The following is a 20,852-nucleotide window of genomic DNA, read 5'->3' as shown; positions in this document are numbered from 1 at the left end:
TCTGGAAATGGAAACGCATCAATCCGATCCCCTTCGCCGCGCGCGCCTTCGCTGGCGCTCGCGGCGCGGTTTGCTCGAAAACGATCTGATTTTCGAGCGCTTTTTTGAACGCTATGAACAAGACCTCAGCGATGCAGACGTGGGTGCACTCACCCGCCTGCTCGAGCTGAGCGATAACGACCTGATGGACTTGCTTCTCGCACGCAAGGAACCTGAGGGCAATCTTGCCGATGCGGACGTGAAGCGCGTGCTGGACCTGCTTCGCAACGTCTGATTCGCAGTGGTTTCGCACTGGCGTCCGTAGTGGCGCCAGAATGCGCCGCCCCCACGTGCAAATTATCGAATCCCGAATTTATCTTCGATTGAGGATGTGCTATGACTCCGTCTGATGTAAAAGCCACGCTGTCGTTCAGCGACAATTCGCCGAGCGTCGAAATGCCGATCTACAAGGGCACGATGGGCCCGGATGTGATCGATATCCGCAAACTGTACGGTCAGACCGGTAAATTCACGTATGACCCGGGCTTTATGTCGACGGCAGCGTGCAATTCTGCGATCACGTACATCGACGGGGACAAGGGCGAACTGCTGTATCGCGGCTACCCGATCGACAACCTCGCGCAAAACGCGGACTTCCTCGAGTCCTGCTACCTGCTCCTGAAGGGCGAACTGCCGAACCAGGCGCAGAAGGCCGAGTTCGTGAAGACCGTCACGGGCCACACGATGGTTCACGAGCAGATGCAGTTCTTCTTCCGCGGCTTCCGCCGCGACGCGCACCCGATGGCGATACTCGTCGCCGCAGTCGGCGCGCTGTCCGCGTTCTACCACGACTCGCTCGACATCACCAACCCGCGTCACCGCGAAGTTTCGGCAATCCGCATGATCGCGAAGCTGCCGACGCTCGTCGCGATGGCGTACAAGTACAGCATCGGCCAGCCGTTCGTGTATCCGCGCAACGACCTGTCGTACAGCGCGAACTTCATGCGCATGATGTTCTCGAACCCGTGCTCGGAGTACAAGGTCAACGACGTGCTCGTGCGCGCGCTCGACCGCATCCTGATCCTGCACGCCGACCACGAGCAGAACGCGTCGACCTCGACGGTGCGTCTGGCCGGTTCGTCGGGCGCGAACCCGTTCGCGTGTATCGCCGCCGGTATCGCATGTCTGTGGGGCCCGGCGCACGGTGGTGCGAACGAAGCCGCGCTGACGATGCTCGAAGAGATCGGCTCGGTCGACAACATCCCCGAGTTCATCAAGAAGGTCAAGGACAAGAACTCGGGCGTGAAGCTGATGGGCTTCGGTCACCGCGTGTACAAGAACTACGATCCGCGCGCGAAGCTGATGCGCGAAACGTGCCACGAAGTGCTCGAAGAACTGGGCCTGCACGACGATCCGCTGTTCAAGCTCGCGATGGCGCTCGAAAAGATCGCTCTCGAAGACGAATACTTCGTGTCGCGCAAGCTGTACCCGAACGTCGACTTCTACTCGGGCATCGTTCAGCGCGCGCTGGGCATCCCGACCTCGATGTTCACCTGCATCTTCGCGATGGCGCGTACGGTGGGCTGGATTGCGCAGTGGAACGAAATGATCGCCGACCCCGAGCAAAAGATCGGCCGTCCGCGTCAGCTGTTCATCGGCAACGCGCCGCGCGAAGCCAAGCCGATCGCACAGCGCTAAGCACATGCTTCGAACGGCGCGCCCGTTGCGGCGCGCCGTGCACGAGATGTTGCTCGAACACCCCGACGGGTTCGCCCGCCGGGGTGTTTTTATTTGCGCGGGCCAGGGTGTTCTCGTTCCATCAGCACGCGCCAAAATCCAGAACAAAATCCACGACGAAGCCCAGGACTCGTCCTAATGAGTTGACGATATAGCCAGGACAAGAACTAAAAACAGGCTTTGAGGCGCTTTTTCCAGTAGCGATTGGATACCATCGCCGAGTCTCCCGATCCCGATCCAGCCCGATCCCGCCCGATCCAGGATCGTTCGGACCGGCTCCCGCATCCGCCGGGGTATCGTCCGGTCCGCCGCATATTGCATCCCGATTCATTGTTCTAGCCGCGATTCCCGTTCGGGATCGTTCGGCTCCTGTTGCGCATTCGCCGGACATCATCCGGCCCGCTGCACGTTGCACCCCGATGCATTGTTCTTGCCGTGATTCCCATCCGGAGCAGGCCATGCCGTCATCACGACGATCAAGCGGTGCAGTTGTGCGGATCAGCTGTGCGGATCGATTGCATCGAATGCGGATGTCCGAATAAGACAGAGGAAAAACGTACATGCGTAGAGGATTCGCGCGCGTGCTCGATCAGATCGTCGGCGCGGGCTTTTCCAGTTGGGGCGTCGCGATCGGTTTGCTCGCCGCGGCCGCGTATGCCTATACGCCGGCCGGCGAGGTGCTGTTCGCGCCGCTCGACCGGCTTCACTGGGGACTCGTTGCGCCGCGGGCGCGGCCGGTCAGCCGTAGCCGGGTTGCGACCGTCGTGATCGATGCGCGCACGGTCGCGGCGCTCGGGCCGGTCGCCGCCTATTCGCGGGCGACGGATGTGCGGCTGCTCGAACGCCTGCATGGCGCGGCGGCCGTGTGTCTCGATTTCGCGATGGTGACGCCGCAACCGGACGACGCACTGCTCGCGCCCGCAATCGCCCGGCACGGCCGTGTCGTGCTGAGCGCGCAGTCGAGCGCGCAGGTCGGCCACGCGGAGGTGGTGCTGCCGCCGTCGCCCGCGCTGGCCGCGGCGGCTGCCGCGATTGGCCAGCGCAATCTGCTCCTCGGTGCGGGCCATACGGTGCAGGGCATCGTGCCGTATCTCAAGGTGCGTGCGACGGGTGAGGAGGAGCCGCACGTGGTGCTGCAGGCGCTGCGCGTCGCGGGCGACACAGCGCCGCTTCACGATATTCGCCGCTTTATCCAGGCGCAGGTGTCGTCGATGGGGCAGATCGTGCCCGGCGCATTGGCGCTCGCGCTGCCGACGCATTTCAACCTCGATCAGTATTCCTATATCGATGTGCTCGAAGGGCGCGTGCCGGACAGTGCGCTGGCGGGGCGGATCGTTTTCGTCGGCGACACGGCGACCGATCTTGCGGGCGGTCCATACCGGCTGTCCGCCGCGAGCGCGCCGCTGGCCCGCGTGCAGATCGACGCAATCGCCACCAACGCGCTGCTTCACGGCCGCATCGACCTGCGCGTGCCGCCGCTCGCGCAGATGGCGATCGGCGTGGGCATCGCGCTCGGCCTGATCGCGATCTGCGTGCTCACGCCGCGCCGCCGCCTGAACCTCTTCGCATTCGGATGGGCGGCCTTCGTCATCGCGGCGCTGTCCGTGCTGCCGCAGGTGAGCCGGCACTGGATGCCGGTCGGACCGGCGCTGGCGATCTGCATATTCGTCTATGCGGTGTATGGCTGGCGGCGCGCGAACAATGCGCACAGCGCGCTGCAGCGCGAGCTGGACGTGCTGCGTGCCGGCACGGCGGGCGGCGTGCTGCCGCCGGTTCCGGACGATTCGCGGTCCACCGACGAGATCGGCGACCTGATGCGCCGCATTCGCGAATCCCGCACCGCGTATGTCGAACTGATTCAGTCGCTGCCGTATCCGGTGTTCGTCGAGCAGGGCACGAAGCTCGTGCTGAGCAACGAGCAGGGGCGCGAACTGCTCGATCTGCTCGCGGGCGACGATCAGGACGAGGCGCATCGCGCAATCCTCTCGCTCGCACGCAAGGAAATCGCCGCTGCAAAGGCGTCGCGCGAAATCCGCACGGCCGAGCTGACGCTGAACGGGCGCACGCAGATGATGATGGTGACGCCGTTCGGCGACGGCACCGATCTCGCGGACGCGGGCAGCATGATCTGCTTTGTCGACGTGCACGAGATCAAGGCGGCGGCGGAGCGGGACCGGATGACGCTGCGGCACATGGCGCACGATCTGCGCAATCCGCTTGCGACGATGCTGCTGCTGCTCAACGAACACGGGGCGAGCGGGCGCCGCACGGACGCGGATTTTCTCGCGAACCTGCAGCGGCTCGTCGATTACAGCCTGCGCGTCGCGCAGGAGTTCACGCAACTGTCGCGCGCCGAGCATCTCGACGCCCGTACCTATGTGCCGCTGGCCGCCGCGGATCTCGCGGCCGAGGCCGTCGATCAGGTCTGGCATGGCGCGGCGGCGAAGAAGATCGACGTCGAGGGGCCGCACGTGCGTGGCGACGAAGCGTTCGTGCTCGGCAACCGCGACATGCTGTTGCGTGCGCTCATCAATCTGCTCGACAACGCGGTCAAGTACTCGCCGGCCGGAACGACGGTCGATGTCCACGTCGAGACGCAGGATGTCGATGTGGTGATGCGCGTCGAGGATCGCGGCATCGGCATTGCCGCCGACGCGCTGCCGCATTTGTTCGAGCCGTTTTTCCAGGCAGCCGGTGCGAGCGACGATCCCACGCTCGGCGTCGGCCTCGGGCTGCCGCTCGTGCAGGCAGTCGTCACGCGGCACGGCGGCCGGATCGACGTCGCGTCGACGCCGGGCCGCGGCAGCAGCTTCACCATTCATCTGCCGAGGGTCGAAGCGGACGCGCTGGCCGAATAGCGCGTCCAGCGAGACAACCCCGCGAGCTTGCGTTCGCGGGGCGGGACGAAAAACGGCGTGCGCATCCTTCGATGCCTGCCGCCTGCGCCGCGGCCGATATTCCGGCACGCGGCGCACGTCATTTTTCAGCCGGGGTTATCGACCTTGATAGACCTCCCACGCCTGATCCCATGCGGTGCCCTTGCCGGGTTCGTAGGCCCACGCAGCCAGCGAGCACCAGCCGCCGAACGGCGCGGGCTTGCAGCGGTAGAGCTTGCCGTGGTTGGAGACGATGTCGCCCGGCCCGTACTTCGTGCCTTCCTTGTACGACGGGTGAGCGCCGCCGCTTTCGCCGCTGCCCGAGCCGTTGCCGTTGCCCGAGCCACCGCTTTCACCGTTGCCCGAGCCGTTGCCGGAACCGTTACCCGAACCGCCGCTTTCGCCGATGAGCGTCCACGCGTCGGACCACGCGAAGCCCTTGCCCGGTTCGTACGCGCCCGGCGCGGCAGAGCACCAGCCACTGAACGGGAACGGCTTGCACTGATACAGCTTGCCGCCGTTCGTCACGATGTCGCCACCTTTGTACTGCGTGCCCGGCTTGTACTGCGGATGTTCGCCGTTGCCGCCGTTACCGCCGCTTTCACCGCCACCGTTACCACCGCTTTCACCGCCGCTTTCACCGCCGCCGGTCTGTGCGGCCTTTACGACCACCGAATGCTTCGCCGTCGCCGACAGCTTTCCGTCGCTGACCTTCATCTCGAACGTGAACGTCTTGTCGGCGCTGAGCTTCGGCGCCGTGAACGTCAGTGTTGCGCCGTTCTTCTGCGCTTCAATACCGCTCGGCACCGTCCAGGCGAACGTGAGCTTGTCGCCGTCCGGGTCGCTCGACTTCGCGGCGGACAGCGTGACCGTCTGGCCCGCATCGGCCGTTGCCGGGCCGCTCAGATGCGCGACGGGCGGCCGGTTCTCAGCCGGCGGTGCGGTCGTCGCTTCGGCCTTTGCCGTCACCGTGACGCGCGCGCTCGACGAAAGTCCGGCCGGATCGGTCACCGTGACCTGGAACACGAAGTTCGTATCCTGCTCGACGGCCGGGATCGCGACGCTCGCCTTCACGCTGGTCGCGTCGGCAATCGCGAGCGGTGCGCCTTGCAACTGCTCCCACTTGTAGCTCAGCTTGTCGCCGTCCGGATCGCGCGACTTCGATGCGTCGAGCGTGACGGTCTGCGCGCCGTTCACCGTCATGTTCTGACCGGCGTCGGCGACCGGCGGATGGTTGACCGGACCGCTGCCGCCTTCATCGTGGCCGAGGCCTACATGCATCGCGTTCAGGATGTCGCCGTCGTCGGCGTCGATTTCCCAGGAGAACAGGCCGCCGAGTTGTTGCGCGCGCACGTAGTCGCCCTTCGCGCGCACAGAGCGCGCATCGTCGAACGTGAGCAGATCGCCCGTGCTCTTGTTGAACACGTACGGGCCTTCCGCAGCCTGGTCGTAGTGGTACTCATAGCCGTTGATGCCAGCGCCGTGCGCACCGATCATCTTCGCCTTCAGTTCCTTGTAGTCGATGACGCCCTTTTCCCACTGGCCGGCGTGCGGCCCCTTCGCCGTGCCGGTGAACGGATTGCCGTCGGTGTAGCCCGACACGCCGGTCCAGCCGCGGCCATAGGCTGCCGCGCCGACCACGAGCTTCTTCGGATCGACGCCCTGCGCGATCAGCGCCTTGATCGAGTTTTCGGTCGTATAGGCGGTGTCCGGCTTCCAGGCCGGTGCGTGCAGCGAGGCCAGATGACCCAGCGTCGTCAGACTGAACGCACCGTGGTAGTCGTACGTCATGTCGAAGATGTAGTCCATGTACTTCGTGGCGTCCTTGTAGTTCACCACATCGATCTTGTCCTTGCCCGCGCCGATGGCGGACGTCAGCTGGTACGCCTTGCCGGTTTCCTGCGAGAGCCCGTCGAGCATCTGGCGCAGTTCCTTCATCAGCGTGACGTACAGCGCGCCGTCCTTCACCGGATCGCCGATGTTCGGATTCGCGCCTTTGCCGCCCGGGAATTCCCAGTCGATGTCGACGCCGTCGAAGAACTTCCACGTGCGCAGCAACTGCTCGACGGAATCGACGAACACCTTGCGCCTGGCCGCATCGTGCATCTGGAAGAACGGGTCCGAAAGCGTCCAGCCGCCAATCGACGGCAGGATTTTCAGGTCCGGGTTGCGCTTCTTCGCGGCCATCATCTGGCCGAGCACGCCCTTGAGCTTGGAGTTCATGCCCTGACCCGGCAGCGACTTCGCCATTTCGCCGTAGATGTCGTGGATCGCGACGCTGAAATCGGGCAGACCGGCGCAGCTTGACTGCAGCGTTCTGAACGAGTCCGGCATGTCCTGCGCGAGCGACGCGTTCACGTTCGCGCCGCCGCAGATCGGCACGAAGCCGTAGAGCAGGTGCGTGAGGTTCTCGACCGGTACGTTGTCCACATTGAACTTGCGCTCGTAGATCGACCACGTTGCGAAGTAGCTGCCGACCACCGAACCCGATTTGTTCGCATACGGCTTGAAATGCTTGCTTGCGTTGTTCGGCAGATCGTCCGCGAGTTCGGAGACGGTGTCGAACACGGTCACCGATAACGGCGTGCTGTCGCTGGAAGCGCCGTTCGCGTCGATTGCGCGCACCTGCATCTTCTTCACGCCGGGCGTCGCCACGTTCGCGAAGACGGTGCCGCTTTGCGCCGTGCCCGGCGTCAACTGGATCTCGGAAGACGGATCGACCACGCCGTCGACCAGCGCGACGGCCTTCACCGCGGTGCCGCTGCTCCAGATGTTGAACGGCAGCGGCACGTTGACCTGCTTGTTCAGCTTGACGACATCCTTATAGGCGGGCGCGCCGCTATTGGCTTTTTCCAGATTGATCTCGACGAAGCCGTGAGGCTGCGACGTGATTTCGTACGCCTTGAGGTTGGGGGTGCCGGGCGCGGCGAGCGCCGCGTTCGCGAAACAAAGTGCGCTGGCCGCTGCGATCGTCGCGGTGACGAGCGCAGGGATTCCGCCGGCCGTGATGGCAGGCATCGGGTGGCGGGAATGTTTTTGCAAGCTCAATTTAATCGTCGTCCTTGATGAATGAAATGCGGGCTGGGAAGCCCCGTGCATTGTTTTCATCGCGGACGAGCCCGCCAATCAACCTCAACGTTCTCTCAATGTTGTCTCAATGTTGTCTCAGCGATCCCGGCCCCCAACCCCGATGCCTGCCGCTGCCGCGATTCTTTGAGGAATTGTTAAGGATGATTCCCGGTGCTGCGGCGTTCGCCGACACTCCGTTCCGCGCTGCACGGGTTGCCGATGGGTAACGCATCCGGTATCGCATTCGGCAACGCATCGGGCAACGCGTTCGCGCCGGGCGATTTGCCGGCAACGATCCACCTTGCTATCGAAAGCGATAGCGACAGACCGTTCATTCGACACCAGACTATGAGTAATCGCCGTACCCTATTCAAACTGTCGCCGCTCGTTGCGTGCGCATCAATGTTCTTCGCTCAGCATGCGGCTGCGCACGGCTATCTTTCCGAGCCGCCTTCGCGCAACCTGCTGTGCAGCTCGCACGCGGGCAAGGCCCAGAACTTCAACTGCGGCCAGGTCACCTGGGAGCCGCAAAGCGTCGAAGGCAAGCAGGGCTTCCCGCAAGCCGGTGCACCGGACGGCGAAATCGCGAGCGGCGGCCTGTCGCAATTCAGCGAACTGAACGCGCAGTCGGTCGACCGCTGGAAGATCAACGACATCAAGCAGGGCGCGCACAACTTCAAGTGGGTGTTCACCGCACCGCACAAGACGAAGGATTTCAAGTACTACCTGACGAAGCAGGGCTGGAACCCGAACGCGAAGCTCACGCGCGATCAGTTCGACCTCACGCCGTTCTGCACGATCGACGGCCACGGCAAGAAAGCCGATGAGATCGGTGCGCATAACTGCACGATTCCTTCGGATCGCACCGGCCATCACGTGATGCTGGCGACGTGGCACGTCGCGGATACGTCCAACATGTGGTACAACGTCGCCGACCTGAATATCAAGTCGGACGGCGGCGCAGTCGATCCGGTCGAACCGGTCAAGCCGGAGTGGGCGACGGTCGGCAGCATCGCGCCGACGATGGACCTGAACGTCGGCGACACGGTCACGAACCGCGTGTTCAAGTCGAGCGGCGAAGTGCCGTCGATGAAGACGACGCTGACGATCGGCACGGCGGACCAGGGCGAGCGCAACATGTGGTCGATGCTGCTCGCGAAGGAAATCAACCGCACGCAGGGCGCGAGCCTGCTCGCGGGCATCGAGCGCAACGGCATCATCGAACCGGCGCTTGGCAAGAACGACGTGTATGCGAAGAGCGGCAGCGGCGTCGTGCGCACCGAAACGACGATCGAGCACAAGCCCGAGGTTGGCATCGACGAAGGCTTCAGCATCACGAGCAACTCCGAATTCAAGATCCAGAACGGCAAGGCGACTGCGAAGTTCTTCCTGAAGTTCAACCATTCGAAGGACACGAACGTCGCAGTGAAGGTGTACGACGCATCGAATTCGCTCGTCGGCTCGAAGTCGCTCAAGATGCAGACGCAGGGCGACGTGAGCGTCGATATCGCAAACGCGAAGGCGGGCGCACATACGGCAGTTGCGACGTCGCAGATCGACGGCGGCACGCTGAAGCAGGAAACGGTCACGTTCAAGCTCATCGGCGAAGCCACCGGCGGCGAAACCGGCGGCGACGGCGCGAAGTGCCACGCTGACTGGAAGCTGGGCACGGTCGTCAAGACCGACGGCAAGGTGCAGCACAAAGGCCGTATTTACCAGGCTCGCTGGTGGACCCGCAACGAAGTGCCGGGCGATCCGGCGACCACGGGCGCCGACTACACCGGCAAGGTCTGGAGGGACCTGGGCGTTTGTAGCAAGTAAGTCGTTGCTTTGACTTCGAAGACCGCGCATCGGCTCGATGCGCGGTTTTTTTGTTTCCCCGGCGACTTTTGAGACTTCGTTGAGCTTGATTGAGGCGATGTCGATCAACCGGGAAAATGCCTTCATCGACAGTCTTCCCGCATCGCTTCCGGCGCTGCGCCATGCAAGCGTTGCAACCCGGCGCGCCGCACCGGGCCTCGATCAAAACCGATCGTTATCCCAACGAGGATCGAAATCTTGAAACTCAATCGTGCATTCCGCGCGGGCAGACCGCTGCGCGCGCAACAAGGCTTCACGCTGCTCGAACTGCTGGTCGTGCTGCTCATCATCGCGCTGCTCGCGGGCTATGTCGGCCCGAAGCTCTTTTCGCAGGTCGACAAGGCGAAGGTCAGGACGACCGAGGCGCAGATGAAGACGCTGGGCGACGCGCTCGCGCAGTTCCGTCTCGACACGGGCCGCTATCCGGGCGCGGAGGAAGGGCTCGACGCGCTGGTCGTCGAGCCTCAGGCCGCGGAGGGCTGGAACGGGCCGTATCTCGCGAAGGCGGTGCCGAGGGACGCGTGGGGGCGCGCCTATCAATTGAACGTGCCGGGCCGCGACAGCGAGGCGGAAATCGTGTCGCTGGGTCGCGATGGCCGACAGGGCGGGAGTGGGATCAATGCGGATCTCGTCTACGGCATGTAAGCCCAGCTTGCGCGCGCAAGCGTGCAAGCTGCTCGCGACGGCAGGCATGGCGGTGTGCGCGACCTGCGCCGCCGCGAAGGATTGCTGGACCCGCGCGGGCGAACGGTACGGCATCGATCCGCTGCTGCTCGCGGCCATTGCGAAGGTCGAATCCTCGATGGACCCCCGGGCCTTCAACCGCAACAGCAACGGCACCTATGACATCGGACTTATGCAGATCAACAGCACGCACCTGCCGCGCCTCGTCAAAGTGGGCGTGACGCGCAAGCGGCTGATCAACGAGCCGTGCACGTCGATCGACACCGGCGCGTCGATCCTGGCGGGCTTCATCGACCGCCACGGCTATACGTGGAATGCGGTCGGCGCGTATAACGCCGGTTCGTCGCCGAAGCGCGCGCCCGCCCGCAAGGCGTATGCGACGAAGGTGTGGGAAACGTACACCGAGTTCACGCGAGATCGCGCGGCCAGCATGGCCGAGCTCGCGCAGTGGGCGCAATGAGCGCGCAGGCATTCGACGTTCGCCTGCTTGTCGACGGCAAGCTGGTCGAGCGCGTCGTTCATGGCTGCGACGAAGCGGATGTGCGCGCGCAGCTCGGCGCGTCGTCCGGGATCGTGCTGAAGATCGGCCGCCGCGCGCGCTTTGGTGCGGGCCGCAAGGCGCCCGCTTTCGCGCTCACGCTGTTTTTGCAGGAGCTGTCGACGCTGCTCGACGCAGGCCTCGTGCTGATCGAGGCGCTCGAAGCGCTGCGCGACAAGGCGGGCGCGGATCGCGGATCGAAACCCGTGCTCGACCGCGTGGTCGCGGTGATGGTGGAGGGTCAGCCGTTCTCGAAGGCGCTCGCGAAGCAGCCGGATGTGTTTCCGGCGCTGCTCGTCGCGACCATCGAATCGGCTGAAGGCAGCGGCCAGTTGCCGGTCGTGCTGAAGCGCTACCTGCAGTACGAGACGCGCATCGCGCAAATCCGCAAGCGGGTGACGGGCGCGCTCGTCTACCCGGCGCTCGTGATCGGCATCGGTTGCGCGATTCTGATGTTCATGGCGTTTTTCGTGATTCCGCGCTTCGCAACGGTGTTCGAAACCATGAACACGCTGCCCGCGACTGCGCGCGCAATGCTCGCGTGGTCGAACCTGCTGGCGAAGCACGGCGGTGCGATTGGCGTCGCGCTCGCGGTGGCCGCAGCGCTCGCAGTGGGCGCGATTCGCGGCGGCGCGGCAAGGCGGCTGGGCGCGCGGCTGATGTGGCGCGTGCCCAAGGTGCGCGACATCGCCGGGCTATTCGCGCTGACGCGTTTCTACCGCACGACGGGCCTTCTCATCGAGGGCGGCACGCCCGCGCTCGGCGCGCTCGACCTTGCGGGCAAGACGCTGCCCGCGCCGCACCGCGCGCGGCTTCACGCCGCGCTCGTCGAACTGCGCGCGGGCCGGACGGTATCAGCCGTGCTCGCGCAGCACGCGCTGACGACGCCGGTTGCCGAACGGCTGCTGCGGGTTGGCGAACAGAGCGGCGATCTCGGCGGGATGTGCGAGCACATCGCGCAATTCCACGATTCGGCGCTCGACCGCGCAATCGAAATGGCCAGCAAGGTGTTCGAACCGGTGCTGATGCTCGTGGTCGGCGGCATCGTCGGCGCGGTGGTCGTGCTGCTCTACATGCCGATTTTCGAACTCGCGGGCAGCATTGGCTGACCGCCTCGCAGCGCGATGCGCGGCCCAAACCGCGCAGGATAACTGAACATGCCTACCAATTTTCTCGCTGGAATCTGGCAGACCGGAGCGGTCGACGCCGGGCTCGGCATTGCCGACTACGTCTCGCGCCTGATCGCCAGCGACCCGCGCCTGCTCGACGAAGCGGCTGTCGCGCTCGGCGTGCACGCCATCTTGCCGGACGTGCTGCAAGCGGCCGGGACGCGTTTCGACCTGCTGCCGCTGCATGACGCGTTGACGCTGCGCGTGCTGCCGGTCGAACTCGACGGCGCACCGTATTTCGTGCTGGCCGATCCGTTTTCGCGTGCGGCGCGCGACGCATTGCTCGCACGCTTTCCGAATGCGTCGGCGGTGACGGCGATGAGCATGCCGGGCGAGGTCGAGCGGCTGCTGAAGGATGCCGAAGCGAACGAGCGGCTGATGGACGGCGACGTGACGCTCGGCCCGCACGGCGATTCGCTCGCGCAGGCCATCGAGTCGATCACGCCCGCGAGCATCGCGAAGGACGAAAGCCCGATCATCCGGCTCGTCAACATGACGCTGTACGACGCGCTGCAAAGCCGGGCGAGCGACATTCACCTCGAAGCGGCGCCGGACGGGCTGGCGATCCGCTACCGGATCGACGGCGTGCTGCAGGCGATTCGCCGCATTCCGGGCATCGATGTCGCGACGCAGACGATGTCGCGCCTCAAGGTGCTCGCGTCGCTCGACATCGCCGAAAAGCGCGTGCCGCAGGACGGCCGCTTCAAGGTCGTTCTGCAGGGGCGCGAGATCGATTACCGCGTGTCGGTCATTCCGGGCACGCACGGCGAGAACGCGGTGCTGCGCGTGCTCGACAAGTCGCAGCGCGGCGAGCGGATCAGCCTCGACGTGCTCGGCTTCGACGCGCACACCGCGCGGCGCGTGCGTGCGCTCGCCAACCGGCCGTACGGGCTGATGCTCGTGACCGGCCCGACCGGCAGCGGCAAGTCGACGACGCTCTATGCGGTGCTGTCGGAGCTCAATCACGGCGAAGACAAGATCGTCACGATCGAGGACCCGGTCGAATACGAACTGCCCGGCGTGCTGCAGATTCCCGTCAACGAGCGCAAGGGGCTGACCTTCGCGCGCGGGCTGCGCGCGATCCTGCGGCACGACCCGGATACCGTGATGGTCGGCGAGATCCGCGACGAAGAAACGGCGTCGATTGCGGTGCAATCCGCGCTGACCGGCCACCGCGTGCTGTCGACCGTGCACGCGAACGACGGCTTCAGCGTGATCGATCGCTTCATCTACATGGGCGTCGAACCGTCGACGTTTCTTGAGGCGCTGAACGGCGTCGTGTCGCAGCGGCTCGTGCGGCGCATCTGCGCTGCGTGCGGTGAAGCGCACGGCGACGGCAGCGCGCTCGAGGGCGCGTCGCTCGACGATCTGCGCCACCTCGTGACGCCGGGCGCGGGCTGCGACGCGTGCCGCGGCACCGGTTATCACGGCCGGATCGGTCTTGCCGAGATTCTGACGCTCGACGCGCCGATGAAATCCGCGCTACTTGCGCGCTCGCTCGACAGGCGCGAGCAGGCGCTCGCGGGCAACGCCGACTATCAGTCCATGCGCGACGCCGCGCTGGCCGCGATTCGCCAGCGCTTGACCACGTTCCAGGAGGTGCAGCGTGCAATCGATCTTCAATGATGTCTATGCCGTCGCAGATGCGCAGCGGCTGCGCGTCTGGACCGGCGCCGGGGCGCGCGATTACGTCGGCGAGCCGGCGTTCGCGGCGGAGCACGGCGGCGATCCGGCGGTTGCGCTCGCAACGGTGCTCGGCGCGCTGCCGAAGGTGCGCGGGGCGTTTCGCAACCGGCTCTATCTGCGCATCGGGCATCCGTGGGCGCATGCGGCGGTGCTGCCGTGGCAGTCGGGCCTCTGGTCCGAATCCGCGTGGCAAGCCTATGCACGCGCGCTGTTCGAGACGCGCGCGCTGCGCGTGCCGCTTGCGGTGCGCGTCGCGTATGCACGCTTCGGCCACGCGCGGCTCGCGGTTGCGCTGCACGACGACGTGCTGCGCGCCTGCGCCGAGGTGAGCCGTGCGGCGGGCTGGCGACTCGCGGGCTGCCGCGATGCGCTTTCGGCTGCGCTTTCGGTCGCATTGTCGGCTGCGCTCCAGCCACAACGCGTGAGCCTCGGGACGGGCGATTACCGCTTCGTGCTGTTGCAGCCCGGCGTCGTGACGTGCCTGTTCCGTTGCGAAGGCGAATGGCGCGATGCCGTCACACTGCCGCGCCATGCAGGGCAGCAACTCGGCGATCTGATCGGCGCTGCGGCGCTGATGTGCGGTCAGCCGCCCGATGGCCAGACCGTCGTGAGCACGCTCGACGCGCACGAGTACATCGAAGGGCGCATCGACGTGCGCATCGACGTGCGCGATGGCCAGGACGACGCTCGCGTTTACGATGGCGGCGCGCCGCCGCTCGACCGGCTGCGGGCCGGGGTGGCGGCATGAGGTCGCTGGACTTCGCGCCCGTGCGGCGCCGGATTACGCCATGGGCCGCCGCCATGATCGGCGCGGCGGCGCTCGCCGCTGCATTCGCCGTCGAGGAGGCGGTGCGCGTCGATGCGTTGAATGACGAGGTCGAACAGATCCAGGCGCAGCTCGACCAGCGACAGCGCGCGCACGAACGCGAACAGCGCCGCCGGAAAAGCATGACGCCGGAGCAGAAACGGATCGAGCGCGTGGTCGCCGCGCAGCAGGCGCACACGGAAGGCTCGGCGCTGCCGGTCGTAGACCGGATCGAGCGCGCGTGGTCGCCCGACCTCGCGCTGACCTCGCTGAGCGTCGACAAGGCAGGCGCTGTCGCGCGGATCGAAGGCGGCGCGGCAAGCCTGTCGCATATCTATCAGTTCGTCGAACGCTTGAACGACGGGCACACCGAACGGCGCACCGGCCTGCTGCAGCACCGCGCGAAGGTGGTCGATGGCCGGACGATCCATCTCTTCAGCGTGAATGTCGAATGAACATGAACATCAGGACCCGCATTGATTTCAACCAGTGGCGCGAGCATGCCCGCTGGTGCGTTTACGCGGCTGGACGCCGGCTCGGCGGGCCAGGGCTCGCGGCGGTGGCCGTGCTCGCCGCCGTGCCGGTTGCCTGGGCCTGCTATTTCAATCCCGAGACCGAACGGCTCGATGCAGAGCGTGCCGCCGTGCGCAAGGCGCTTGCCGCGATGCAGAAGCCGGGTGCGGCGCAGAACGCGCATGGCATGACGCTGCGCGACGTGCAAAAGCTGCGGGTGCGCGAACAGGCGTATTCGGTCTTCGAACTGCTCGAGCAGAACGGCATCGTGCGTAAGCACGCGACCTACCGGCACGAGATCGAGGCGAAAGGCAAGTTGCGTCGGCTGACGATCGACATCGCCGCGACCGGCCCATATGCCGGACTGCGCGAGGCGTTGCGTGCAATCGCGGATCAACCGATGACCCGGGTCGAGAGCGTCGCGCTCGAACGCGACAAGATCGACAACGCGCAGTTGGAGATCAACCTGCGCGTGAGCTTGCTGGGGCCGGACGCATGACGGCCTCGCTTCGCACCCCGCAACGCGTCGCGCGTGCGGCGGCGCTCGCATTGGCCGTGGCCGCCGTTGCGCTCAGCACGCCTGGCGTGCCCGTCGCATTCGCCGACGAACCCGTTGGCAACACAACCGATGCGCCCGCGAAAGTCGATCTGTTTCCTGCGCAACGTTGGGACGCGCTCGGCGAGCTTGCCGCGACCGAGATTCCCGAGATGCCCGCGCAGATCGATCCCAACGAGTTCGGCGGCGCTGACGCCGTCGCGCCCGAGCCCGAACCTGAACCGCCCGCAGCGCCGTTCGCGGTGACAGGCGAATGGCGCGAGGGCGGGCGGCGCGTGGTCGTGGTCGAAGCCGCGCTCGAAGCCGGGCCTGAGCTTCGGCTCCTGTGCGAGCGCCGCTGCGACGTGCGCGGCGCGGTCGGGCCGGGTGACGAGATCGCCCCCGGCTACCGGCTGAAGCGCCTGACCGATCGCGAGGCGTTGATCGTCGACGCGAACGGCGACGAATTCTCACTGCCCACGCCGGGACTCACGCCCTGAATCCGGCTTCTTTCAACCTGCATCGAACCTCATCATGAAACGTGTCGCCAGTCTGCTCGTCGTGCTCGCAGCGTTCTCGCTGACGGGCTGCGCGGGCACCGCATTCCACTCCATTACGCCGGATACCGCGTCGGCGGCCAACGAACTCGCCGCGCTGAAGACACGGCAGCAGGCCGCCCCGGACGATCTCGACCTCGCCGCTGCCGTGCCGACGCGCCAGCAGAACTACGTGCGCATCGAGCTGAAAGAGGCCGAAGACGATGCGGCGCAAGGCGATTACGGCGCCGCGATCGAACATCTCGCCAACGTGTTGCGCGAGGAGCCGGGAAATTTGAAGGCGCAACAGGATCTGCGCCGGATCGAGCGCCGCCAGCAGCTACGGATCGACTTTGCGCGAGCCGAGCGGCTGCGCGACAGCCGCCCGCGGGAAGCGCTCGAAATCGTGCGCGGCATTCTCGCGGAGCAGCCGAATCACCCGGAGTCGAAGCGCCTGCACGACGCGCTGCTGCGCGCGTCGAAGGCGAGCCGCACCGCGCGTCCGCAGCTTGCCGACGCGCTGCGCAAGCCGGTTTCGCTGAATTTCCGCTCGCAACCGCTGTCGGGCATCTTCGACGTGATCTCGCGCATGTCCGGCGTGAACTTCGTGTTCGACCGCGACGTGCAGGTCGATCAGCCCGCGACGCTGCTCGCCGGGCGCACGACGGCCGAAGACGCGATCAACCTGCTGCTGCGCACCAACCAGCTCGACAAAAAGGTGCTCGACAAGCACACGCTGCTGATCTATCCGGCGCAACCCGACAAGGTGCGCAACTACCAGGAGTTCGCGCTGCGCACGTTCTTCCTCTCGCATGCGGACGCGAAGTCCGTGATGGCCGCGCTGCGCCAGATGATCAAGCCGAAGGACGTGTATGTGGACGAGCGCATCAACGCGGTCGTCGTGCGCGATACGCCGGAAACGATCCAGGTTGCCGAGCGCATCGTGATGGGGCTCGACATTGCGCAGTCGGAAGTCACGCTCGACGTGCAGGTGCTCGAACTCAACATGAACGACAGGATCGATCTGGGCGTCCAGTATCCGGGCAGGATCCAGTTCAACGCACCCGGCGACGGTTCGCTGCCGACGACGCTTGGCGACCTGCTCCGGATCAACCGCGACCGGATCGGCGTGTCCGGCGATACCGGCGTGCTGTCGGCGGCGATCAACATGCTGCAGAAGCAGGGCAAGACGAAGACGCTCGCGAATCCGAAGATCCGCGTGCGCAACATGGAGAAGGCGAACATCAAGATCGGCGAGCGCGTGCCGATCGTCACGACGACCAACGCGAATGGCGTCGTCAGCGAATCGGTCAGCTACCAGGACGTTGGCCTGATCCTGAAGGTCGAGCCGCGCATCAGCCTGAACGACGAAGTGAGCGTGAGGGTGAACCTCGAGGTCAGCAGCATTCTGTCGAAGGAAACGACGAAGACGGGCCTCGTTGCCTATGCGCTCGGCACGCGCAACGCCGAGACGCTGATGACCGCGAAGAACGGCGAGACGCAGATCCTCGCGGGCCTCGTCAAGCGCAGCGAAAGCGCGGACATCATCGGGATGCCGGGGCTGTCCGGGCTGCCGTTGATTGGCCGGCTGTTCGGTACGAACGCGACGGCCAGCGAGAAGTCCGAGATCGTGCTGCTGGTCACGCCGCACATCGAGCGCAACCTCGACCTGCCGGAAGCGGCCGTGACGACGTTCCTGTCCGGCACCGAGACGCGCATCACAACCGAGGCGCTGACGCTCGATGCCGCGTTCGCGCCGGGCACTGCGGCGCGCACGACGCCGCCCGAACTCGAAGAGCCGATCCTGCCGGACGATGCGGATGACGAAGTAGCGGGTGAAGCGGCCGATGATACGGCTGGCAAAGCGGCTGGTGAAGCGGCTGAGCCAGCCGGAGCGCAGCCGTCGAACGCACTGCGGGCGGCCGCGCGGCCGGACGATGCGCAGGCGGAGGATGCCGACGCGCGCTCGCCGCACGGCACGGGAATGATGCGCACGCACGGAACCGAAACAATGGCGCCGCATCTGCAAACGAACGCCGATCGATTCGTGCGCGCGCTGGATGCGGCCCTGCGGTTTCCGGCCGCACCGCGCAAGTCGGTGCGCGTCGCGGTGCGCTTCGGGACATCGGCATGACTGCACGGCTGCGCCGACGCGCACGCGGCTTCACGCTGATCGAACTGCTCGTGACGCTGACGCTGCTCGCGTTGCTCGCGACCGTCGCGCTGCCGCTGTCCGATCTCGTCAAGCGGCGCGCGAACGAGGCGGAACTGCGGCGTGCGCTGGTGACGATCCGCACCGCGCTCGACGCCTACAAGCGCGCGGCTGACGCGGGCCGCATCGAGCGCAGTATCGACGAAAGCGGCTATCCGGAGGATCTGCGCGCGCTTGTCGATGGCGTCGAGGACAAGAAGAGCGCGAACGGCGAACGTCTGTATTTCCTGAGGCGGATTCCGGCCGACCCGATGTGCGAATGCGAAGGCACTGCGCCGGAAGCGATGTGGGAAACCCGCAGCTACGCCAGCGATCCGGACGCGTTCTCGCCGGGCGCCGACGTGTTCGATGTGCGCTCACGCAACCGAATGGAGGGGCTGAATGGCGTCCCGTACCACCAGTGGTAAGCGCACGTGCGGCTTCACGCTGATCGAGTTGCTCGTCGTGATGGCGATCATCGCGGCGCTGACGGCATTCGTCGCGCCCGGCTATCTGAAGCAGGGCGACCGCGCGAAGGAAACCGTGCTGCGCCACAATCTGAACACGCTGCGCGAGTCGATCGATGACTACCGCGCGGATCACGGACGCGATCCGGACTCGCTGCAGGCGCTTGTCGATGGCCGCTATCTGCGCGACGTGCCGATCGATCCGCTGACCGGCAAGCGCACCACCTGGGTGCTCGTGCCGGGCGAAGCCGGTGGTGTGTACGACGTGAAGAGCGGCGCGAAGGGCCGTGCGCTGAATGGGGGCGAGTATGCGGCGTGGTGAGTGCAGGCTGCATATTCGGCCCCATTCAGCGCGTGGCATCGCGTATCTCGGGGTGCTGTTGCTGACGGGCGCGCTGGCGCTCGGCGCGACCCAGGCCGTGCGGATCTGGAAGACGGTCCAGCAGCGCGACCGCGAAGCGCAACTGCTGTTCGTCGGCGACCAGATCCGCCAGGCAATCGCGCATTATTACAATTCGGCGGAGGGCAGCCGGTTTCCGCCGTCGCTCGACGCGCTCGTCGAGGACCGGCGAGGTCCGCAGCCGTTGCGCCATCTGCGGCGCGTATATCCGGACCCGCTGACGGGCAGCCGCGAATGGGGGCTTATCGAGGCACCGGAAGGCGGCGTGATGGGCGTCTACAGCAAGGCGGCCGGCAGGCCACTGAAGCAACAGGGTTTTCCGGACGACTATGCGGGCTTCGACAACAAGGACGCGTATGCTGACTGGACGTTCGTGTACCTGCCATCGCCGGTAGCCGCCTCGCCGCAGGCATCGCCGGTATCGCCTGGCAGTCCGTAAAGACCATCGAACAGGGAGTGAAAATGATTGTCGGTATTCTGGAGGACATGGTGACCCAGGCGAATACCGTGGCTGCCTGGCTCGAAAAGGCGGGGTATGAAGTGATCGTGCGCCACGACGGCGACAGCTTCATCGCGCTCGTGCAGAACCAGCGCGTGGACGTGCTGCTGCTCGATTGGGACGTGCCGGGCAAGTCGGGCGTCGAGGTCATGAGCTGGGTGCGCGGCCAGTTCGGCGGGCAGATGCCGATTGTGATCATGACGCATCACGACGGCGAGGAGGACATCGTCTACGGCCTGAACAACGGCGCCGACGACTATCTGATCAAGCCGTTGCGCGAGCGCGAGCTGATTGCCCGCGTCGGGGCGCAGGCGCGCAAGTATTACCCCGAACAGCGCGAGAGCAAGCGCATCGAAATCGGCCACTTCGCGCTGGACCCCGACGCACACGCGGCGCTCGTCGCGGACGTGCCGGTCGAGCTGTCGCAGCGCGAGTTCGACCTCGCGCTGATGCTGTTCGAGAATGTCGGGCGGATCGTGCCGAAGGATGCGCTGATCAAGCGGATCTGGGGCGGCATCGACCGCAAGTACGATGCGACGCTCGCGACCTATGTCAGCAAGCTACGCTCGCGCCTCGGGCTGCGTTCGAAGAACGGGCTCGTGATTTCGACGATCTACAACCACGGCTATCGGCTCGAACGGGTGTAATCCACCGGGCATATCGGCGCGCGAAGCCGGACCATTCGCACCTTACGAGGCGGGTTGTTGCACGGGCACCGATTTTTGATTTTTGATCTGATCGCGCAGGATTTGAGGGAATGATTGCGCAAATGAAGCGAGCACAAGGCGCGAACCCATGCAATGATCGTGCGCAACTGCACGCGGCGCACACGGGTAAAACCCGAGGCCGCCATGACATCCGCCTGCCGGACACCAGGGTAAATGCACGGGTGGCGCGTAAGTTTGTGGTAAGTGAGTGCGGTTATCGTCGTTCGAGGCTATATAAAACACAAAACGCAGTCTGCAATTGCAATGAAATAAATATATGGCCTTCTGTTGCTTGCTCGGCAGCTGAATTCATGAAGGAGACAAACGTATGCTGGAATCAGTCCTGCGGGAAGAGCGCGTGTTCGCGCCGTCCGCGCAAATGGTGGCGAATGCGACGGTGTCGGGCATGGATGCCTACAACGCACTGTGCGCGGAAGCCGAGCGTGATTACGAGGGCTTCTGGGCGCGTCTTGCGCGCGAGACCCTGAGCTGGCACAAGCCGTTCTCGAAGGTGCTCGACGAATCGAACGCGCCGTTCTACACGTGGTTCGAGGATGGCGAGCTCAACGCTTCGTACAACAGCCTCGACCGTCACGTCGAA

20 protein-coding genes are annotated in these 20,852 nt (G+C 65.4%); 19 read left to right on the top strand and 1 reads right to left on the bottom strand.

From position 1 onward, the window contains the following. Window position 1: 1 nt before the first annotated feature. From EPN59_RS02210 to EPN59_RS02200, 3 genes are all read left to right on the top strand, one after another. The gene (locus tag EPN59_RS02210; protein ID WP_293034636.1) at window positions 2–274 is read left to right on the top strand and encodes a succinate dehydrogenase assembly factor 2; all 273 of its coding nucleotides are present in this window, start codon (window positions 2–4) and stop codon (window positions 272–274) included. Between the two features lie 101 nt (window positions 275–375). After that, a complete protein-coding gene (gene gltA, locus EPN59_RS02205; protein WP_293034633.1) occupies window positions 376–1,677 on the top strand; it encodes a citrate synthase in 1,302 nt (433 codons plus the stop codon). A 599-nt stretch (window positions 1,678–2,276) separates the two neighbouring features. Then, a complete protein-coding gene (locus tag EPN59_RS02200) occupies window positions 2,277–4,574 on the top strand; it encodes a CHASE2 and HATPase_c domain-containing protein (RefSeq protein ID WP_293034632.1) in 2,298 nt (765 codons plus the stop codon). 135 nt (window positions 4,575–4,709) lie between these two features. Here EPN59_RS02200 and EPN59_RS02195 read toward each other — a convergent pair whose 3' ends face one another. Beyond that, entirely contained in the window at window positions 4,710–7,610 is a 2,901-nt protein-coding gene (locus tag EPN59_RS02195) for a glycosyl hydrolase family 18 protein (RefSeq protein WP_293045436.1), read from the bottom strand. A gap of 399 nt (window positions 7,611–8,009) precedes the next feature. Here EPN59_RS02195 and gbpA point away from each other — a divergent pair, with 399 nt between their 5' ends. The 16 genes from gbpA to EPN59_RS02115 all read left to right on the top strand — a co-directional run. Then, window positions 8,010–9,482: an N-acetylglucosamine-binding protein GbpA gene (gene gbpA, locus EPN59_RS02190; RefSeq protein ID WP_293037392.1), complete on the top strand. Its 1,473-nt coding sequence runs from the start codon at window positions 8,010–8,012 to the stop codon at window positions 9,480–9,482. Between the two features lie 79 nt (window positions 9,483–9,561). Continuing rightward, window positions 9,562–9,723 (top strand): hypothetical protein, encoded by a 162-nt coding sequence (locus EPN59_RS02185; protein WP_293037389.1) that lies wholly within the window; start codon window positions 9,562–9,564, stop codon window positions 9,721–9,723. Continuing rightward, a complete protein-coding gene (gene gspG / locus EPN59_RS02180) occupies window positions 9,720–10,166 on the top strand; it encodes a type II secretion system major pseudopilin GspG (protein ID WP_293037386.1) in 447 nt (148 codons plus the stop codon). Before EPN59_RS02185 ends, gspG begins: the two co-directional genes overlap by 4 nt. Further along, window positions 10,141–10,665 (top strand): lytic transglycosylase domain-containing protein, encoded by a 525-nt coding sequence (locus tag EPN59_RS02175; RefSeq protein WP_293037383.1) that lies wholly within the window; start codon window positions 10,141–10,143, stop codon window positions 10,663–10,665. Before gspG ends, EPN59_RS02175 begins: the two co-directional genes overlap by 26 nt. Next, window positions 10,662–11,852, top strand: a complete 1,191-nt coding sequence (locus tag EPN59_RS02170; protein WP_293037380.1) for a type II secretion system F family protein — start codon at window positions 10,662–10,664, stop codon at window positions 11,850–11,852. Before EPN59_RS02175 ends, EPN59_RS02170 begins: the two co-directional genes overlap by 4 nt. Before the next feature lie 48 nt (window positions 11,853–11,900). Next, complete coding sequence (locus EPN59_RS02165; RefSeq protein WP_293037377.1) at window positions 11,901–13,538, top strand: GspE/PulE family protein; 1,638 nt, start codon at window positions 11,901–11,903, stop codon at window positions 13,536–13,538. After that, window positions 13,519–14,346: a hypothetical protein gene (locus EPN59_RS02160; RefSeq protein WP_293037374.1), complete on the top strand. Its 828-nt coding sequence runs from the start codon at window positions 13,519–13,521 to the stop codon at window positions 14,344–14,346. Before EPN59_RS02165 ends, EPN59_RS02160 begins: the two co-directional genes overlap by 20 nt. Next, entirely contained in the window at window positions 14,343–14,858 is a 516-nt protein-coding gene (locus tag EPN59_RS02155) for a hypothetical protein (protein ID WP_293037372.1), read from the top strand. The genes EPN59_RS02160 and EPN59_RS02155 overlap by 4 nt, the downstream gene beginning before the upstream one ends. A 2-nt stretch (window positions 14,859–14,860) precedes the next feature. After that, window positions 14,861–15,415 carry a hypothetical protein gene (locus EPN59_RS02150; RefSeq protein ID WP_293037369.1) on the top strand — a complete coding sequence of 185 codons (555 nt, stop codon included), beginning with the start codon at window positions 14,861–14,863 and terminating at the stop codon, window positions 15,413–15,415. Further along, the gene (locus EPN59_RS02145) at window positions 15,412–15,951 is read left to right on the top strand and encodes a hypothetical protein (RefSeq protein ID WP_293037367.1); all 540 of its coding nucleotides are present in this window, start codon (window positions 15,412–15,414) and stop codon (window positions 15,949–15,951) included. Before EPN59_RS02150 ends, EPN59_RS02145 begins: the two co-directional genes overlap by 4 nt. A gap of 34 nt (window positions 15,952–15,985) precedes the next feature. Beyond that, window positions 15,986–18,121, top strand: a complete 2,136-nt coding sequence (locus EPN59_RS02140; RefSeq protein ID WP_293037364.1) for a secretin N-terminal domain-containing protein — start codon at window positions 15,986–15,988, stop codon at window positions 18,119–18,121. Further along, window positions 18,118–18,606, top strand: a complete 489-nt coding sequence (locus tag EPN59_RS02135; RefSeq protein ID WP_363928530.1) for a type II secretion system protein — start codon at window positions 18,118–18,120, stop codon at window positions 18,604–18,606. Before EPN59_RS02140 ends, EPN59_RS02135 begins: the two co-directional genes overlap by 4 nt. Then, entirely contained in the window at window positions 18,581–18,967 is a 387-nt protein-coding gene (locus EPN59_RS02130; RefSeq protein WP_293037362.1) for a prepilin-type N-terminal cleavage/methylation domain-containing protein, read from the top strand. Before EPN59_RS02135 ends, EPN59_RS02130 begins: the two co-directional genes overlap by 26 nt. 52 nt (window positions 18,968–19,019) lie before the next feature. Next, entirely contained in the window at window positions 19,020–19,484 is a 465-nt protein-coding gene (locus tag EPN59_RS02125; RefSeq protein WP_293037359.1) for a type II secretion system protein, read from the top strand. Window positions 19,485–19,507: 23 nt separating this feature from the next. Then, entirely contained in the window at window positions 19,508–20,191 is a 684-nt protein-coding gene (locus EPN59_RS02120; RefSeq protein WP_293037356.1) for a response regulator transcription factor, read from the top strand. A gap of 388 nt (window positions 20,192–20,579) precedes the next feature. Beyond that, the coding region (locus EPN59_RS02115) for an acetyl-coenzyme A synthetase N-terminal domain-containing protein (protein WP_293037354.1) at window positions 20,580–20,852 on the top strand (273 nt) is incomplete at its 3' end.

It is taken from the genome of Paraburkholderia sp. (assembly GCF_004298475.1).
Classification (GTDB): domain Bacteria; phylum Pseudomonadota; class Gammaproteobacteria; order Burkholderiales; family Burkholderiaceae; genus Paraburkholderia; species Paraburkholderia denitrificans.
Note: the sequence above shows the minus strand (reverse complement) of the source record. Positions and strands in the feature narration are given on the sequence as shown.

Excerpts from the sequence above, each read along its gene's own strand:
- gltA (WP_293034633.1), top strand. The coding sequence starts at position 376 with ATGACTCCGTCTGATGTAAAAGCCACGCTGTCGTTCAGCGACAATTCG.
- EPN59_RS02200 (WP_293034632.1), top strand. The coding sequence starts at position 2,277 with ATGCGTAGAGGATTCGCGCGCGTGCTCGATCAGATCGTCGGCGCGGGC.
- EPN59_RS02195 (WP_293045436.1), bottom strand. The coding sequence starts at position 7,610 with ATGCCTGCCATCACGGCCGGCGGAATCCCTGCGCTCGTCACCGCGACG.
- gbpA (WP_293037392.1), top strand. The coding sequence starts at position 8,010 with ATGAGTAATCGCCGTACCCTATTCAAACTGTCGCCGCTCGTTGCGTGC.
- EPN59_RS02175 (WP_293037383.1), top strand. The coding sequence starts at position 10,141 with ATGCGGATCTCGTCTACGGCATGTAAGCCCAGCTTGCGCGCGCAAGCG.
- EPN59_RS02170 (WP_293037380.1), top strand. The coding sequence starts at position 10,662 with ATGAGCGCGCAGGCATTCGACGTTCGCCTGCTTGTCGACGGCAAGCTG.
- EPN59_RS02165 (WP_293037377.1), top strand. The coding sequence starts at position 11,901 with ATGCCTACCAATTTTCTCGCTGGAATCTGGCAGACCGGAGCGGTCGAC.
- EPN59_RS02155 (WP_293037372.1), top strand. The coding sequence starts at position 14,343 with ATGAGGTCGCTGGACTTCGCGCCCGTGCGGCGCCGGATTACGCCATGG.
- EPN59_RS02150 (WP_293037369.1), top strand. The coding sequence starts at position 14,861 with ATGAACATCAGGACCCGCATTGATTTCAACCAGTGGCGCGAGCATGCC.
- EPN59_RS02145 (WP_293037367.1), top strand. The coding sequence starts at position 15,412 with ATGACGGCCTCGCTTCGCACCCCGCAACGCGTCGCGCGTGCGGCGGCG.
- EPN59_RS02140 (WP_293037364.1), top strand. The coding sequence starts at position 15,986 with ATGAAACGTGTCGCCAGTCTGCTCGTCGTGCTCGCAGCGTTCTCGCTG.
- EPN59_RS02135 (WP_363928530.1), top strand. The coding sequence starts at position 18,118 with ATGACTGCACGGCTGCGCCGACGCGCACGCGGCTTCACGCTGATCGAA.
- EPN59_RS02130 (WP_293037362.1), top strand. The coding sequence starts at position 18,581 with ATGGCGTCCCGTACCACCAGTGGTAAGCGCACGTGCGGCTTCACGCTG.
- EPN59_RS02120 (WP_293037356.1), top strand. The coding sequence starts at position 19,508 with ATGATTGTCGGTATTCTGGAGGACATGGTGACCCAGGCGAATACCGTG.